This is a genomic window from Orrella sp. 11846 (genome assembly GCF_048820935.1).
Taxonomy (GTDB): Bacteria; Pseudomonadota; Gammaproteobacteria; order Burkholderiales; family Burkholderiaceae_B; genus Algicoccus.
The window spans coordinates 180,257-194,646 of sequence record NZ_JBMERD010000006.1 but is presented as its reverse complement, the minus strand read 5'-3'; the positions used below and the strand labels follow the sequence as shown (position 1 = coordinate 194,646).

The following is a 14,390-nucleotide window of genomic DNA, read 5'->3' as shown; positions in this document are numbered from 1 at the left end:
TTCAAAAACACGAGTAGTTCAGATGTTCCTTGAATAGTGAAAATATTTCTTTAAATAAAAACATGAGATCAATTCTCTGAGTTTAATAAAGCATGCTGTCAACCGCGGGCTGGGTGGAACGATATTACCTTCTGTGGCCGTTGCTGACGATGTTTTATCGGAAAGGTTTTACGCGTGGGAAATAACTGAACCGAATATACAGCGCGAAGTATTCCTTGCAACCAATACGCTGACCAAACAATCTGCGAGTATCTCTGCTGTTGCCAAAATCGCAACTGACATACTTAAAAAATACGCAGAATTAAAAACAATTTAATCGTAAATTAATTATTTTGACGTTGATTAATTTGTTGAGCGATTTGAGCCACTTCTTTCAGAGCTTTACGATACCGACTTAAAGCCTGTGCCATATTCCAGATTAAAAAGAGCGTCGAAATAATGAGTATTGGTCCCGCCAAGAGACCTGCCCATTGAATGCCTGCGCTGGCCAACAGCCAGCAAATGACCATGAGCGTATGGACACCCCATTGCGCTTTGGCAGCAGATTGCTTGATGTATTCAGCGGCTTTGGGTAAAGCGGGCTGATAAAGTCTGGCCAGTCGTGGGTCGTCTTCAGGGACTACTGCTGAGTTTTGGGCGTGTTTCCAGAGCAAAAAAGGGAAGATCAAATACAACATGCCATTGACCACAGTTCCCAGAACACCCACGATGATTAGCACACCTAAGACCATCGTTCCTTGAGGTGCTTGCGTATGCGTTGCCCACAACCAAACAGGTGCACAGAGCGCCAGACAAATCATGCTGACATACCAAAACAAAGTTGTGGCATCAGCATCTGGACGTTTGCGTGTCCACAATAGATAAAACGTGTTGATTGCCCAGAGTAAGAAAACACCCAAAATGACCAATTCAATGAGCTCTAGAAAGGCCACAGGCAAATCATCGGTAGCATCAACCGCCGTCCACACAGCCAACAGGATGGGGATGATGAGCGGCAACCATTTGGTTATTTTTTCTGGATAAATTTCAGTGACTTGAAAGATGGGAATAAGCTGAAATGACATGCCGATCAAAAGGAGTCCACCCCAGCCTAAGAGTCCCCAAAGTAAATGACTGCCAATCACATCAGGTACGGCAGAATTGGTGCCAAGTGCCGTAGCCAATGAAACACCCAGAACCATCGTAATTAGTAAAGAGCCCAACGCAAAACGAATAGGCACTAAGATTTCACGTGCGCCTGGATAGACTTCATGGCGTTTTTTCCAGAGTCCATAGCTCACTGTGGTGATATACAGAATTAAGGCCAGCCCAAGTAAAACGCTAGACGCAATCCAATAAGCAGGGTTCCACCACAAAAAACCCGAAACCAGTAACAAAGTGCCGACAGTCAGCAGAACATACACCGTACGGGATAGCAGTTGAATCCCCGGCGTGGTGACATTACAGGCGACCGCTAAGATTTGTAATAGCGCGCCGAGCATGGCGCTGCCCAGAACGCCTAGTGTCCAGAGATGCGTCAAAGCCAGTGTGGCACTACTCCAGCGTGATGCCCAGACGGCGTCTGGCTGCAAGGTTGTCAGAATCCCTGCAAGCAACAAAAAAATCGGGATGTTCAGGAAAAAAGGAAGTGGAACACCGAGGGCAGGGGTTTTATCAAAATCAAGCGCGCGTTGCATGTTGGGAATCTGACCAGATAGTAACGAGGAAGGATTGGTGTTCTGGAGTGCATTGATACGAATATCCACGCGCTGTCAGAATGCTAAAAAGCGGGTGAGGCTCACGGTCAATATACATCTGCAAACGCTGCCCAGGTTCGAGTTGCCACAATTTTTCTAGACATTCATGCATCGGTTCCGGTGCAGGCAAACCACGGACATCCAGGGTGAGATCAGGGTGAGACATAAAAACTCCAAGATATGAGGGATACCTTACTGGATCCATGTCTGAAATACCTGATAACCCCCTTTGTCGACTCAATCACTGTGATGGACGTGATGATGCTTTAAAGCATATTTTTGATCAGCCACGAATATGAAAATCGATGACGATTTCATTTGGCTCGCGTTTTAGATATTCAAACTCAATGGCATCCCCGTAGTGGTCTTTGAGTTGAGCCAATAAGGGCAGGGGATCATGGTCATTACAAAAACGCATTGTTTCACCAGGTGTCAATGAGGCAAGTGCACCAAAAATCGCAGCATGACGAAATCGCTTTGCGACACCGCGGGCATCGAATGGGAAGGTGTTTTCGACAAACAGTGGCAGGGCATTAGAAGACATGATCGTGCAGTCCTTATAAAAAGAAATAGAAGCTTCATCATAAAGAATGCAGCTATTCTGAGCGCACTACCCTTGAGCGTTTTGGGGATGCCAAATAAATAGGGTTAAAATAACCCATGCTCTCACCAAGTATTCAACTTTGCGGTTTTGTCAGGGCTTGTGATTCGGTTGTGGCCAATCGCGAATGTATGCTTTGAGCATCGAGTTCTCAAACTCTTGGGCTGCGACGATCGCTTGCGCCATGTCATAAAAAGAAATCACACCCAGTAATGTATCTGCTTCCATAACGGGTAGATAACGTGCGCGTTTTTCCAGCATGATTTTCTGAACCTCTTGGGCATCGGTTTCAGGCGTGACAAAAATTGGACTAGTCTTCATGATGTCTTTCACGACTGTGTCGCCGACTTGACCCTCGTTGGCATCCAACCAACGGATCACTTCACGAAAGGTCAGTATGCCGGCTAAAGCCCCTTTATCCATGATGACCAATGAGCCGATGTCATGTTGACTCATGGTTTTGATTGCTTCGTTGACCGGCATATCGGGTGTCCCGGTGTACAGAACATCGCCTTTGACTCTTAGAATTTCATTGACTTTCAGCATGATTTGAACTCCTACCTGCCGTTTAATGTTGGTCCAGGCTTGCTAAAACAAGGTTGCTCTTTTATCTGATGGTAAACAACCTAGCGGTGTGTGGACAAGTCCCATTTTATGTAGGTGCTGATGTCCTGTCCGTTGGTTCATCCAGCGCGACGGGTGTGGATACCAGCGGATCACCCTCATGCGGCAAAAATGGCTCTTTAAACACGATACGACAATCGGACGGAAGATTGGCTGCCGCAATGGCACCGATGAGCACGGCCATCCAAGAAAAATAAAGCCAAAGCAGAAATGCAGGCAACACAGAAAATGCGCCATAAATTAGTGTGTAGGTTGGGAATCGTGAAAAGTAGACGCCCAGTGCCCATTTGATTATTTCAAAAAGAGACGCTGTGACCCAACCGCCGACCAATGCAAACCGGACTTTGACGGGACAGTTTGGCACGGTGATGAAGAGTAACGTGAAGCCTAACCAACTAATTAGATATGGTAGCCATAAAACGAGTGAGTTCAGCCTGAGTGCCTCGGTGCCGGGCAGTAGGAGTGCTTCGTGAGCCACATAAGCGCTGGCCCAAAGCGTGCCGCCCAGTAAGATGGGCCCCAGTGTCAGGACTGCCCAGTAGACTAAGAAACGCTGCCCAAGTGAGCGTCGAGTATGAACGTGCCAGATGTCATTGAGAGAGTCATCGACCGTCATGATGACCATGACCGAAGTGATTAACAGAAAGATCGCCCCAATACTTGAGAGACTACTGGCCCCTTTCACAAAGTCATCTAGGTATTCCATGATCGTGACTGAAAACGCTTCAGGCAACAGTTGGTCGCGCAAAAATGCTTGGATTGCGATTTCAAAATCACTGAAAAAAGGAAACGCCGTCAACAGCGCCAGTGTGACCGCCAGTAATGGCACAATCGCTAAGATCGTACTAAACGCTAGTGCAGAACTGCGCTCTAGTAAGCGCTCATACCAGAGTGCCAACGCAATGCGTTTGGCAGTGGCTCGTAAATTCACGAGACTCCAGTATGGTGTATGGTCTGACATTTTGAACAGAACTCCTCACGCAGGCGATAATACGTTCCATGATACCAACTGAAAATTCAAATTCACCGCAGGATGCGGTCACGCCCGCTTTCAACGGTTCGCCGCGTTGGCGTCGTGTGGCTTTGTTTAGTTTGCTGGCCTTGTTCCTTTGGTGCATGCTTTGGGAAATCTGGCTAGCCCCCTTAAAACCAGGTGGCAGTTTGCTCTTTTTGAAAGCCGTTCCCTTGGTGTTTGCGATCCGAGGCGTGTCTAGAGGCAGTCTCTATACGATGCAATGGGCCAGCATGCTGATACTGCTGTATTTCATGGAAGGGGTTGTGCGTGTGATGTCGGATCCACCCGGTCCGAGCATTTGGATGGCCGCTGTGGAGGTTGTGTTATCACTCGTGTTTTTTATTGCCGCACTGGCGTATGTACGTCCAGCCAAGCAAGCCTTTAAAGCGTCAGCCAAACAACAAAAAAAGTCACACTCGCAGAAGTAACCTCTGTAGAAGTCATACCTATAGGCAAGCAGCCACTTCTCCTCATTTATCTGTGTAAACCATGTCATCCAATCGTCCAGATCCAAATCGTCAGAAACCTTCTCAAAATCGTCGCTTTCCAAAGTCGGATCCAATCGGCCAGTTAAGTCCGGGGGCCCGTCGTGTTGTTTGGGTCATTTTGTTGGGCGTGGTTTGGGCGGTCAGCCACTTTTTTCCGTCTGAGCAACCCACTTCAAAATCCACGTCTGCGGTTTCAGACAGACCTATACAGGCTGTGCAGTTAAAAGCGGATCCCCAGGCTAAGCTTATTCAAACCGAATTTCAGTCCTGTCCACAGCATTTTCCTGATAGTGTGCCACCGAAGGTGATTGAGCAGCCCAGATTACGCGAACTGTGTTATGAGGGGTTTGCAGTTTTGCACAGCGGGCAAACAAAAACACCGGTTTTTGTGGCTCAGCGGCTCGACCGAGAACAAATTGAACGGGCTAGAACGATTCCGCGTACAGATGATTTTTTTGAAGAACCTCGTTTGCCCAGAGATGATCGTTCCCAACTGACGGATTACCGTCGTTCTGGCTATTCGCGTGGTCATATGGCACCTGCTGGTGATATGGGCACAGCCAAATCAAAAGCTCAGAGTTTTTCATTGGCCAATATCGTGCCTCAGGATCGTTTGCACAACGGTCAGGCTTGGGAAGAAGTGGAGAGCAATACACGCAAATATCTTGAACGCGCCAAAGGGGATGTGTTTGTACTGACGGGCCCAGTATTTGACAAGTCACCTGAAACCATCGGCGCCAATCAGGTGGCGGTCCCGACGTATCTCTTTAAAGTGGTTTATGACGCGGGCAATGGACATTCATGGGTGCATTGGCATGAGAATCGAGCGGACACCCGGACTGAAAGTCCTATCAGTTACGAGACGTTTGTCGAACGCACTGGTTTAAGGTTTTTGCCCGAATCGGCTCTCAAAACCTTTTCGGGACAGCCCGCAGCTCAATAAAACGAAGATTCATCTAACGACAGATGGGGAAATGCACTCAAGACATCTGGTTGCCCCAGTAATGGTTGCTGGCAAAGATAGCTTTCGTTTAGTTGCGCCAAGGTTGTTACACCCATCAATCCCATAGCGGTGCGAATTTCAGTTTCTAGAAGCTCCAGAACACGATAAACACCGGCCACGCCATCTGCGGCTAGACCGTAACATTGCATCCGACCCAGACCCACCATATCAGCCCCCATCGCAATGGCTTTGACAATATCGGTCCCGCGGCAGAATCCACCATCGACGATGATGGTGGCTTTGCCACGAATCGCAGCTGCGACCTCTGGCAAAACCGACAGACTGCCGCGGTCATAGTCCAGTTGGCGTCCACCATGGTTGGAGATGTACACCATGTCAACACCATGTTCAACAGCCATGATGGCATCTTGGTCGGTGGCAATGCCTTTGAGGATGAGTGGGATTTTTAGTTTGGAGCGGATACGATCAACATCTTTCCAAGTCAGTGTGCATTGGTGTTCGCGCCCTGGGACGTTGCTGCGTCGAATGTTGCGCTTACTGATGTCTCTTTCTCGGCGACTGTAATAAGCACTGTCAACGGTTAAACAGAAAGCCTGACAATTGGATTGCTGGACTTGTTCGACACATTGATCGACCCAGTCACTGTCACCATGCACATAGAGCTGAAAAAGGCGCATGGCGTCGGGCAAGTGGTCTGCAATTTCTCGGTGGGAGACCGTGGAAATCGAACTGAGCATGTGTGCCACATTGAACTGGCTAGCAGCCTGAGCGACGGCCATGGCGCCTGTCTGCTCAAAAAGCTCCAGACTTCCGACGGGTGCGAGCATGACCGGGATACGCATTTTTTTGCCCAAAAACATCTGGCTCGTATCAATCGAACCCACGTGACGTAAAACACGGGGTTTAAAGCCAACGGCGTCGAGTGCGGCACGATTACGTCTTACGGTTGTCTCGGTTTCTGTGCCACCGATGATGTAGTCCCAGTTGTCGATACTGAGTTTTTGGCGTGCTTTTTGAACGATTTCTTGCAGGGTCAGAAATTGTTGTGCAGACGTATTTGTGCTCATGAATTACCACTCGTTGAAAGTCTCTACAAACGGTTGATCGAGCGATGCATAGTGTCGATGCCTAAGGCTGGGTAAGCCCGATCTGATTCGTTGATTATTGTCGTTAATTTATTGTTGATTTGGTTTTAGAAAACGATCTGCCAAATTACCATAAGTGTCCGCATCCGTGAGCAATGTGAACAAATCTTTTTCAACATCTAAGAGGATTTTTGAGGGCGGTGTGCCTTCATGGGCTGCTTGCATGGCATGGCGCAGTGTGCTGTAAGCCGCAAGCAGTGGTTGATGGCCCCACATCCAGATTTTGACACCACAGTCTTTCAGAAATTTAGGCTCATATAAATCGGCATGACAACCGGCGGTGATGATAGGCAGATGAACACGTCTGGCGATGTATTCCAAATCTGAGCGTTGCGTCAGATAAGGGACAAAGAGCGCATCGACATTCAGATCTTCATAAGCAAGCAGGCGCTTGAGTGCTTCTTCAATGCCGTGACTGCTCACGGCATTGGTACGCCCAAAAATCATCATCGGTCCGCGCCCCCGAGCCTGTAAGGCCGCACTGATTTTTTGGCGACCTTCATCTAGACTCAGAAGAACCTGAGGTTGCGTTTGACTGTAGGCTTGTGGCAAAGCCGTATCTTCTAAGCAAACGCCGGCAACGCCCGCAGCTTGTAAATCTTCGACCGTACGCATCACGTTCAGAGCATTGCCATAGCCATGATCGGCATCCACAATCAAGTCTACACAGTTCGTGCGGCAGATGCGACGTGATTGCTCAACTAATTCTGAGGCGGTCATGAGTACCAGATCGGGCGCACCCAAGATGGCTTGAGAGGCTACAGAACCACCCATGATGCCGATGTGCGAGCCAATTGATTGTGCAATGCGTGCGGACATGGCATCAAAGACAGAGCTTGCAATCAGACAGTCTTGACCATTCAAGGCGTCTTGCAGATGATGAAATGGATAAGAATTGGATGCGTGCATGCCAGTGTCTCCAGACGTTTGTGATTGTTATTGTGAAGCAGCTTCAATTTTAGGGGCTGATGCAGGCTGATTATTCGCTATTTGTGACGTTCCTGTAAAACGTTAATCAGTTTCAGTTGTTTTTGTGGTGGTTTCGATTGAAGCGTCGCGTAGCGGAATCCGTATCACCACCCAGCAACCGATGATGCCAGCCGCAATTAGAATACCGACCAGCCAGAGTTTGTCTCGCAAGATCCAAATTGAAATGCATATCATGGTAATCATCGCACTCAAAGCAATAATGCGAACTTTACGGGTGATGCTGCGGTGCTGAGCCCAGTCTCTTAGCAAAGGACCACTAAAGCGGTTTTGTAGTAACGCGCGATATAAACGCGTCGATGAGCGTGCAAAGCAAGCGCCAGCCAACAGAATGAAGGGGGTGGTCGGTAGTCCGGGCAATATGATGCCCAATATACCGAGCGCAAGGGCAAGGCTGCCAGCCACGCCGTATAACACGCGTTGCCAGAGTGCACGCTCAGGTAGATTGGCTAGAAGCGCGGCAATTTCTTCGTTTGAGTCGGATTCTGGCTTTGTATTCACGTGAGGCGCGCAAGGCGCAGGGTAAAAATGAGACACTTGATCTTATCGCAATGGTGCGATCAGTGACCGAATATCAGTGGTGTGGAACCAAGTTCACTGGATTTCATTCAATTAGATTTAAACGTTTGAGGAACCGACGTGCACAGTCACAAGAGGACAATTGGTTATCTGGGTTTGCCAGGTTCTTGGTCACATCTGGCCGCAAAGGATTATGCAAGCACAAAAGGTACAAAAATCCCTGAGATTCGATTGGTGGGTTTAGAAGTTGAGGCCTTGTTTGAGGCGTTTGCGCAAGGTCAGCTAGATCAGGTCTGTGTGCCGTACTACTCATCAATTGCGGGTCCAACCCCTTATTATTCAATGATGCTTGCGCTCGAGCCGCTCTGGATTGCGCAAGAGATCGTGAAACCAGTGATCCATAGTCTGGCTACGCTCTCTAAAGACGTCACGTTGGCCGACCTTCGAGTGCTGACAGGGCATCCGGTGGCTCTGGAAGAGGTACGCTCCTGGTTACTCAAGAACTTACCGGGTGTGCCTTGGAATCTCGCTTTATCGGGGTCTGGGGCAGCCCAAGAGGTGGCCAAGCGTGGGCAGCCATCTCATGCCGCAGTGACACCACCCCAGGCGGTTGTAGAGCATGGTTTATACAGCCTGATTGGTGATATTCCACCTGAAGCGGATAATGTCACGCGTTGGTGGATCTTGTCTTCGAGTCAGCACAAATCAGTACCGAAGATCGATGTTCACTGTTCGGCATGGTGTTGGGTTGAAATTGAGGCAGCATCGCGTGATGTGTTGTGCCAGATACAAACCGCGTGTCTGCGTCTGGTGCCCCAAGCATCTGTTTGGGTTTATCAACACTCGCCAACCAACCCGAATGCTTTCAGTTTAGTGACTTGTCTGGCGCAAGCTCAGTTGGATGCTTGTGTCCAACTTGTGCAGTCATACCAAGCCAATCTGCGTCAGATTGGCGGTATGCCCCAAGGACCCCAAACGTGGGTCTCCTCACATACCGCGTCTAACGGTGCGTGTGCTTAGTAAGATCTTTGCCGCAAGTGTGCCATTTTGCGGCACAATCAGGTTAGATTTTAGAGTTCAGTGTTTAGTTGAGTTCAATGTTTAATTGAAGGAGTAGATATGTCAGAGTCCACCGATCCCCAGCTTGTCGATGCTGCTCAAGTGATCGCTCAGGCTAGAAAACAGCGCCAAGCGGTCGATCCGATCTCCAGAACCCATGGCATTGCCACGATTGAAGACGCTTACACCATCGCACAAATTAATAACCTTGCAAGGATTGCGGCTGGTGCGCGTGTGAGTGGTAAAAAAGTTGGTCTGACCTCCAAGGTCGTACAGGAACAGCTAGGTGTTGATCAGCCTGATTTTGGGGTTTTGTTTGCCGATATGGAGTACCTAAACGGACAGACGATTGATATCTCTAGGCTGATTCAACCCAAAGTCGAAGCCGAAGTGGCTTTCATTCTAGGGCGCGATGTGGATCAGGCTAAACCGACCTGGGCAGAATTCTTGCTGTCATTGGAGTACGCCGTTGCTTCCATTGAAGTGGTGGATTCGGTTGTGAAGAACTGGGAAATCACGATCTTTGATACGGTGTCAGACAATGCCGCGAGTGCACTCTATGTGTTGGGTGACCAGCCGGTGGCAATTGATGCCTTGTCATTGGCAGATATTGGAATGCAAATGCGGATCAACGGCAGCGTGGTGTCAACAGGAACAGGCGCTTCGTGCTTAGGTCATCCTTTGCGTTCAGCCTATTGGTTGGCTTGTTTGATGGCTGACAACAATCAACCGTTGCGACGAGGTGAAGTGATCTTGTCAGGATCACTTGGACCGATGATGCCGGTTCAATCTGGCGACATTGTGGACGTTCACATGGGCGCACTCGGTCAAGTGAGTTGTCAATTTAGTTAACGCCAGAGTTCATCAAGCGGTGTTTCGGGGCTGAACCGATCGGCAATTTGTGCTTGTAAGAGTTCAGCCGTCGCCAATGCATCGGTGAGTGCGTGGTGCGGTTTGTAAAACGGCAGGTTATAGCGTGCACGACTGGCGGCTAGGCGAATCGATGTCTGTTCGACCGGGCGGCCAAGAAGCTTTTGCCACCAAGAGCCAGCAGGTTTGCGTCGATGGATGCGCGCTTCAAGTTCCATGGTGTCGATCATGGGCATCTCGAGCGGCTCATGAATCATGCGGGTGAGTGCGTTATTCAGGAAGTTTCGCTCAATCGCTCGACAATGCACAACGAGCACGTGACCTGCGATTGCGTGTAAAACAGGATCGAGAATGTCGATCAGTTTGGGGGCGTTTTCAACTTGGGTGTGCGTGATGTGATGCAAGGTGACCGATGCGTCAGCCAAGGGCACGTGGGGTTGCACAATCCAGTGCTTGGACCGGCTCGACAGAATCCGGTCCAGTGTCATTGGCAAAAGCCCAATGCTGACAATGCCATCTTTCATCGGATTGAGGCCTGTTGTCTCGACGTCTAAAGCCATGAGTGGAACATCGCGAATGGGGGTCTCACCACTAGGCATACCCGCGCTGTAATACGCTTTGAGTCGTGGATCCTTGGCCTGTTCAGCCAAAGCCACAAAACGACCCGCCCAATCAACCGAGGTGACAGTCTTTGGATGTTTTTCAGATGGAAGATGTAAGAGGCTGCTGTGTAACAAAATGCGCTCCAGTGTCCGTGTGTCAGATTCGTTAATGAGCCGAACGATTAGGCTGATAGCGGAATCTTAGATATTTTTGGGCGTTTGACAAGATCAAAAACGCATCACGCAGACTTTTACGATCAAAATCCGACAAATCATCGGGCACGATACTGTTGCTGGGAACTTGCTCTTGAGCCAGTTGCTCAGCCTGGTTGCGTGCACGGATTGAAGAAATAAACTCTAAGGCATCGCGGATATCTTGTGTACGACCATGCGCCAGGATTTTTGCTTGTTCGATGTCGTTCAAACGTTCAAAGGAGTTGTGCGCGCGTGATCCGATGGCTAGGGCGTGGACTCGAATTAAGTCTGTCAGAGGTGCTGTGCCGCGCCGTTTGAGGTTGATGGTGCGACTGTGGCGACCATCGGCTTCAACCACGAAGTTCTTAAAGAACCCGATGGGTGGTGTGCGCTGTAACGCGTTACGGGCCATGCTAGCCAGAAACCGGTTGTTACCACGTGCTTTTTGGCTAATGAGGGTTTGCAGGTTATGAGCAAACTCAGCCTGACCGTAAACGCCTTCCAAATCAAAGAAAATATTGCTATCTAATAAAGATTTGGGGCTGGGTTTTTCGATCCATTGGGTGAAATATTCACGCCAGACTTTCAAGGGTTGTCGCCATTGATCATTCGTGGCCATGACACCCCCGGTGCAATAGGGGTAACCGGCTTTGTCTAAGCCGTCACATACAAATGTCGCTAGTGCTTTGAAGTATTCATCGTGGCGTGCTGGATCAAAGGAATCGTCCAGAATGAGCGCGTTGTCCTGATCGGTCACGATTAACTGTTCTTGACGCGCCATGCTGCCAAGCGCTAGGAAACAATAGGGGATGGGGGCGGGACCCAGTTTCTCATGCGCCAGCTCAAGTAGGCGTTGTTTGTAAGCCCTGCCAATGGCAGCCATGGCGCTGCCAATCATGTAAGAGCTGGATTCTTGGTTCACCATGGTGCTGAAGGTGGCCTGCACCTCTGTCTTTAGTTCTTCGAGTTGCTCAACCGTTTCTTGATGGTAAATTCGACTGACTACAAATAGGCTATTGCGCGACTCGTAGCGCAAGATGTCAGATAAGGCAATCACGCCGACTGGCTCATCGCGGCGTAGAACTGGCAAGTGATGGACGTTGTGGTGCAACATGGTCAGCATCGCTTCAATGGCCATGCGATCGTGTTGGACAGACACAATGTCCGTTGTCATGATTTCGCTGACGGGTTGGGTCAGATCCATGCACACGGCCACAGCCCGGTTGCGAATGTCACGGTCTGTGACAATACCAATAATGCCACTGTCATCTCGAATGAGGACTGAGGACACCCCTTGCTCAGACATGTGTGCTGCGACCGCATGGATCGGGGTGTCTGGTGCCGTGCAGACAGCTTCTTTGTTTAAGAGCTTTTTGACATGCGTGGACATAAGCTCATTGGCCTGTGTGGCTTTGGAGACCACTTGCCGCAAGCGTGAGCGGCTCTCAAGTTCAATGCTTTCTGCAAATTCTTCGTGGTTTTCGTAGGCACTTAAAAAGACGTCTTCAGGAATGGTATAGAGCAAGGAGTCTTCAATGGCTGTTGCCGGATAGCGGTTTTTACCTCGCGTCAGAAGCCCAGATTCCCCAAAATGCCCGCCTTCGGTCATGCGGTTATAGAGTGTGCCATCGCGAAGATATATTTCGATAGCACCACTGCGCACAACATACCACTCAGTGACTTTTTGCCCGTATTCCAGAATCGGGGTATCGCGTTTGACATATTTCACGTCTATGGTTTTTGCGATATCGGTGAGTGTTTCTGGCGTTAAAAAGGTAAAAGGGGCGTATTTTTGAAGAAAATCGAGGATTTCAAGCTGTTCGCTTTCCATGATGTTCCTTGCGTGTTTGCGCAGATGGTAGTTAATAATTCAATCGTGACAAATAGCCCAGACACTTTATGCAAAATGTCTGGGCGCAGGCGATTAATTAATTCGATTTGAATTTTTTCGGAGCTCTAGGCTCATTCATGAGACCCTTGATCACAGCGACCGTAGAGACCAGTAAAACGATGGTGAATGGGAACCCTGTGGAGACTGCCATGGCCTGCAAAGCCACCAATCCACCGCCTAGCACCAAGGCGACTGCGACCAAGCCTTCAAAGGAGGCCCAGAAGACACGTTGCGGAACTGGTGATTCCACTTTCCCGCCAGCTGCAATCGCATCAATGACCAGTGAGCCTGAGTCAGAAGATGTCACAAAGAACACCACGACCAGAATAATTGCAATAAAAGAGGTGATGGTGGTTAGTGGTAACTGTTCGAGCATCAAGAAGATCTGCAGTGGCACTTCACCTTCGGTGGCTGCCATGTATTTGTCTTTGATGACTTGAGAAATGGCGGTGTTGCCAAAAACGGTCATCCAAGTCATACATGCCAGAGACGGCACAATCAATACAGACACAATAAATTCACGAACGGTGCGGCCCCGTGAGACACGTGCTACAAACATACCGACAAAAGGCGACCAGGAAATCCACCAGGCCCAGTAAAAGGTGGTCCAGCCTTGTGAATAGTTCTTGTCTTCCCGACCAAATGGATTACTCAATTCGGGCAAGTGCTCAAGATAAGACACTAGGTTGGTTCCAAGGCTTTTGAAAATTGTCAGCGTAGGTCCCACAGCGACCACAAAGAGCAGCAGAATCAGAGCCAATAGCATATTGAGTTCGGATAGACGTTTAACACCCGCATCCAGACCCGCCACCACAGAAAATAAAGCCAACCCTGTGATGCCAACAATCAGAATGATCTGCATGGTGTCATTAATCGGGAAACCGAACAGGTAGTGCAGGCCTGCAGCTGCCTGTGATGAACCAAAACCTAGTGAAGTCGCCAGACCAAACATGGTGGCCAGAACGGCCAAGGTATCGATGATATGTCCAGGCCAGCCCCAGATGCGTTCCCCAAAAAGGGGGTAGAACACGGATCGCATTGTTAAAGGCAAACCTTTGTTAAAGGAGAAGATTGCCAGTCCCAATGCAAGGATGCCGTAGATGGCCCAAGGGTGTAGTGCCCAGTGGTAAATCGTGGCTGCCATGGCAAGATCTTGTGCGGCTGCGGGATTGCCACCAGCACCACCTAACGGTGCCCAGTCGGTGCGTACGCCGTTTTCAATGGCAGTCCCACCGACAGATGACATGTAATGCCCTAAGGGTTCAGATACACCATAGAACATCAGTCCGATTCCCATGCCTGCGGCAAAGAGCATTGAGAACCATGCGGCGTAGGAGTAGTCTGGTTTGGCCTCTGTGCCACCAATGCGCACCCTGCCTAAGGGGGTGAAAGCTAGGACAAGACAAACAATGACAAAGATATTACCGGATAGGATAAAAAACCAATCCAGATTTGATTTCAGCCAATCTAATAAATTAGAAAAAACGGGTTCAACGGAATTCTGAAAAGCAACAGTCAGAACGACAAACGCAATAATGAGCCCGGCAGAGACCGCAAACACGCGGTTGTGGATATCCAGCCCGAATGGGCCGACGCTCATCACAATGTTGTCTTGTCCGACGGTATAGTCCGTATCAATCGGATTAACTTCCCCGTCGGGGATCATGGGATCTTTTTTTGTTTCGTTCACAGAG

General features: G+C 49.3%; 16 protein-coding genes. 5 read left to right on the top strand and 11 right to left on the bottom strand.

Annotation, left to right across the window (positions count from 1 at the left end):
* Positions 1–67: 67 nt before the first annotated feature.
* Positions 68–316: a LysR substrate-binding domain-containing protein gene (locus ACOI06_RS07100; protein WP_420661853.1), complete on the top strand. Its 249-nt coding sequence runs from the start codon at positions 68–70 to the stop codon at positions 314–316.
* Positions 317–323: 7 nt separating this feature from the next.
* Here the strand turns inward: ACOI06_RS07100 and ACOI06_RS07095 are convergent, their stop codons facing one another.
* From ACOI06_RS07095 to ACOI06_RS07075, 5 genes are all read right to left on the bottom strand, one after another.
* Positions 324–1,676 carry a hypothetical protein gene (locus ACOI06_RS07095; RefSeq protein ID WP_420661844.1) on the bottom strand — a complete coding sequence of 451 codons (1,353 nt, stop codon included), beginning with the start codon at positions 1,674–1,676 and terminating at the stop codon, positions 324–326.
* The gene (locus tag ACOI06_RS07090) at positions 1,660–1,902 is read right to left on the bottom strand and encodes a DUF2249 domain-containing protein (protein WP_420661843.1); all 243 of its coding nucleotides are present in this window, start codon (positions 1,900–1,902) and stop codon (positions 1,660–1,662) included. The genes ACOI06_RS07095 and ACOI06_RS07090 overlap by 17 nt, the downstream gene beginning before the upstream one ends.
* A 117-nt stretch (positions 1,903–2,019) precedes the next feature.
* Positions 2,020–2,280: a DUF2249 domain-containing protein gene (locus ACOI06_RS07085; RefSeq protein WP_420661842.1), complete on the bottom strand. Its 261-nt coding sequence runs from the start codon at positions 2,278–2,280 to the stop codon at positions 2,020–2,022.
* A gap of 150 nt (positions 2,281–2,430) precedes the next feature.
* Positions 2,431–2,883: a CBS domain-containing protein gene (locus ACOI06_RS07080; RefSeq protein WP_420661841.1), complete on the bottom strand. Its 453-nt coding sequence runs from the start codon at positions 2,881–2,883 to the stop codon at positions 2,431–2,433.
* Positions 2,884–2,989: 106 nt separating this feature from the next.
* On the bottom strand, positions 2,990–3,922 hold the full coding sequence (locus ACOI06_RS07075; RefSeq protein ID WP_420661840.1) for a YihY family inner membrane protein: 933 nt from the start codon (positions 3,920–3,922) through the stop codon (positions 2,990–2,992).
* 38 nt (positions 3,923–3,960) lie between these two features.
* Between ACOI06_RS07075 and ACOI06_RS07070 the strand changes: the two genes are divergently transcribed.
* Together ACOI06_RS07070 and ACOI06_RS07065 are read left to right on the top strand one after the other, a co-directional pair.
* Positions 3,961–4,404 carry a DUF2069 domain-containing protein gene (locus tag ACOI06_RS07070; protein ID WP_420661839.1) on the top strand — a complete coding sequence of 148 codons (444 nt, stop codon included), beginning with the start codon at positions 3,961–3,963 and terminating at the stop codon, positions 4,402–4,404.
* A gap of 61 nt (positions 4,405–4,465) precedes the next feature.
* On the top strand, positions 4,466–5,407 hold the full coding sequence (locus tag ACOI06_RS07065) for a DNA/RNA non-specific endonuclease (protein WP_420661838.1): 942 nt from the start codon (positions 4,466–4,468) through the stop codon (positions 5,405–5,407).
* Here the strand turns inward: ACOI06_RS07065 and ACOI06_RS07060 are convergent.
* The 3 genes from ACOI06_RS07060 to ACOI06_RS07050 all read right to left on the bottom strand — a co-directional run bounded on the left by ACOI06_RS07060 (position 5,401) and on the right by ACOI06_RS07050 (position 8,061).
* On the bottom strand, positions 5,401–6,495 hold the full coding sequence (locus ACOI06_RS07060; RefSeq protein ID WP_420661837.1) for an alpha-hydroxy acid oxidase: 1,095 nt from the start codon (positions 6,493–6,495) through the stop codon (positions 5,401–5,403). The two genes, ACOI06_RS07065 and ACOI06_RS07060, sit on opposite strands and share 7 nt — an antisense overlap.
* Positions 6,496–6,603: 108 nt before the next feature.
* The gene (locus tag ACOI06_RS07055; protein ID WP_420661836.1) at positions 6,604–7,482 is read right to left on the bottom strand and encodes an isocitrate lyase/PEP mutase family protein; all 879 of its coding nucleotides are present in this window, start codon (positions 7,480–7,482) and stop codon (positions 6,604–6,606) included.
* Between the two features lie 102 nt (positions 7,483–7,584).
* Entirely contained in the window at positions 7,585–8,061 is a 477-nt protein-coding gene (locus ACOI06_RS07050) for a YbaN family protein (protein ID WP_420661835.1), read from the bottom strand.
* 138 nt (positions 8,062–8,199) lie between these two features.
* On the opposite strand from ACOI06_RS07050, the gene ACOI06_RS07045 reads away from it, so the two are divergent.
* Complete coding sequence (locus ACOI06_RS07045) at positions 8,200–9,099, top strand: prephenate dehydratase domain-containing protein (protein ID WP_420661834.1); 900 nt, start codon at positions 8,200–8,202, stop codon at positions 9,097–9,099.
* A gap of 99 nt (positions 9,100–9,198) precedes the next feature.
* Positions 9,199–9,990, top strand: a complete 792-nt coding sequence (locus tag ACOI06_RS07040) for a 2-keto-4-pentenoate hydratase (RefSeq protein WP_420661833.1) — start codon at positions 9,199–9,201, stop codon at positions 9,988–9,990.
* Here the strand turns inward: ACOI06_RS07040 and ACOI06_RS07035 are convergent.
* The 3 genes from ACOI06_RS07035 to ACOI06_RS07025 form a co-directional block, all read right to left on the bottom strand.
* Positions 9,987–10,745, bottom strand: coding sequence for a 3'-5' exonuclease (locus ACOI06_RS07035; RefSeq protein WP_420661832.1), 759 nt, complete (start codon positions 10,743–10,745; stop codon positions 9,987–9,989). The two genes, ACOI06_RS07040 and ACOI06_RS07035, sit on opposite strands and share 4 nt — an antisense overlap.
* Before the next feature lie 31 nt (positions 10,746–10,776).
* On the bottom strand, positions 10,777–12,636 hold the full coding sequence (locus ACOI06_RS07030) for a DUF294 nucleotidyltransferase-like domain-containing protein (RefSeq protein WP_420661831.1): 1,860 nt from the start codon (positions 12,634–12,636) through the stop codon (positions 10,777–10,779).
* Between the two features lie 97 nt (positions 12,637–12,733).
* The gene (locus tag ACOI06_RS07025; protein WP_420661830.1) at positions 12,734–14,386 is read right to left on the bottom strand and encodes a BCCT family transporter; all 1,653 of its coding nucleotides are present in this window, start codon (positions 14,384–14,386) and stop codon (positions 12,734–12,736) included.
* Positions 14,387–14,390 lie beyond the last annotated feature (4 nt).

Coding starts and splice junctions, on each gene's coding strand:
- ACOI06_RS07095 (WP_420661844.1), bottom strand. CDS start 1,676: ATGCAACGCGCGCTTGATTTTGATAAAACCCCTGCCCTCGGTGTTCCA.
- ACOI06_RS07090 (WP_420661843.1), bottom strand. CDS start 1,902: ATGTCTCACCCTGATCTCACCCTGGATGTCCGTGGTTTGCCTGCACCG.
- ACOI06_RS07085 (WP_420661842.1), bottom strand. CDS start 2,280: ATGTCTTCTAATGCCCTGCCACTGTTTGTCGAAAACACCTTCCCATTC.
- ACOI06_RS07080 (WP_420661841.1), bottom strand. CDS start 2,883: ATGCTGAAAGTCAATGAAATTCTAAGAGTCAAAGGCGATGTTCTGTAC.
- ACOI06_RS07075 (WP_420661840.1), bottom strand. CDS start 3,922: ATGTCAGACCATACACCATACTGGAGTCTCGTGAATTTACGAGCCACT.
- ACOI06_RS07070 (WP_420661839.1), top strand. CDS start 3,961: ATGATACCAACTGAAAATTCAAATTCACCGCAGGATGCGGTCACGCCC.
- ACOI06_RS07065 (WP_420661838.1), top strand. CDS start 4,466: ATGTCATCCAATCGTCCAGATCCAAATCGTCAGAAACCTTCTCAAAAT.
- ACOI06_RS07060 (WP_420661837.1), bottom strand. CDS start 6,495: ATGAGCACAAATACGTCTGCACAACAATTTCTGACCCTGCAAGAAATC.
- ACOI06_RS07055 (WP_420661836.1), bottom strand. CDS start 7,482: ATGCACGCATCCAATTCTTATCCATTTCATCATCTGCAAGACGCCTTG.
- ACOI06_RS07040 (WP_420661833.1), top strand. CDS start 9,199: ATGTCAGAGTCCACCGATCCCCAGCTTGTCGATGCTGCTCAAGTGATC.
- ACOI06_RS07030 (WP_420661831.1), bottom strand. CDS start 12,636: ATGGAAAGCGAACAGCTTGAAATCCTCGATTTTCTTCAAAAATACGCC.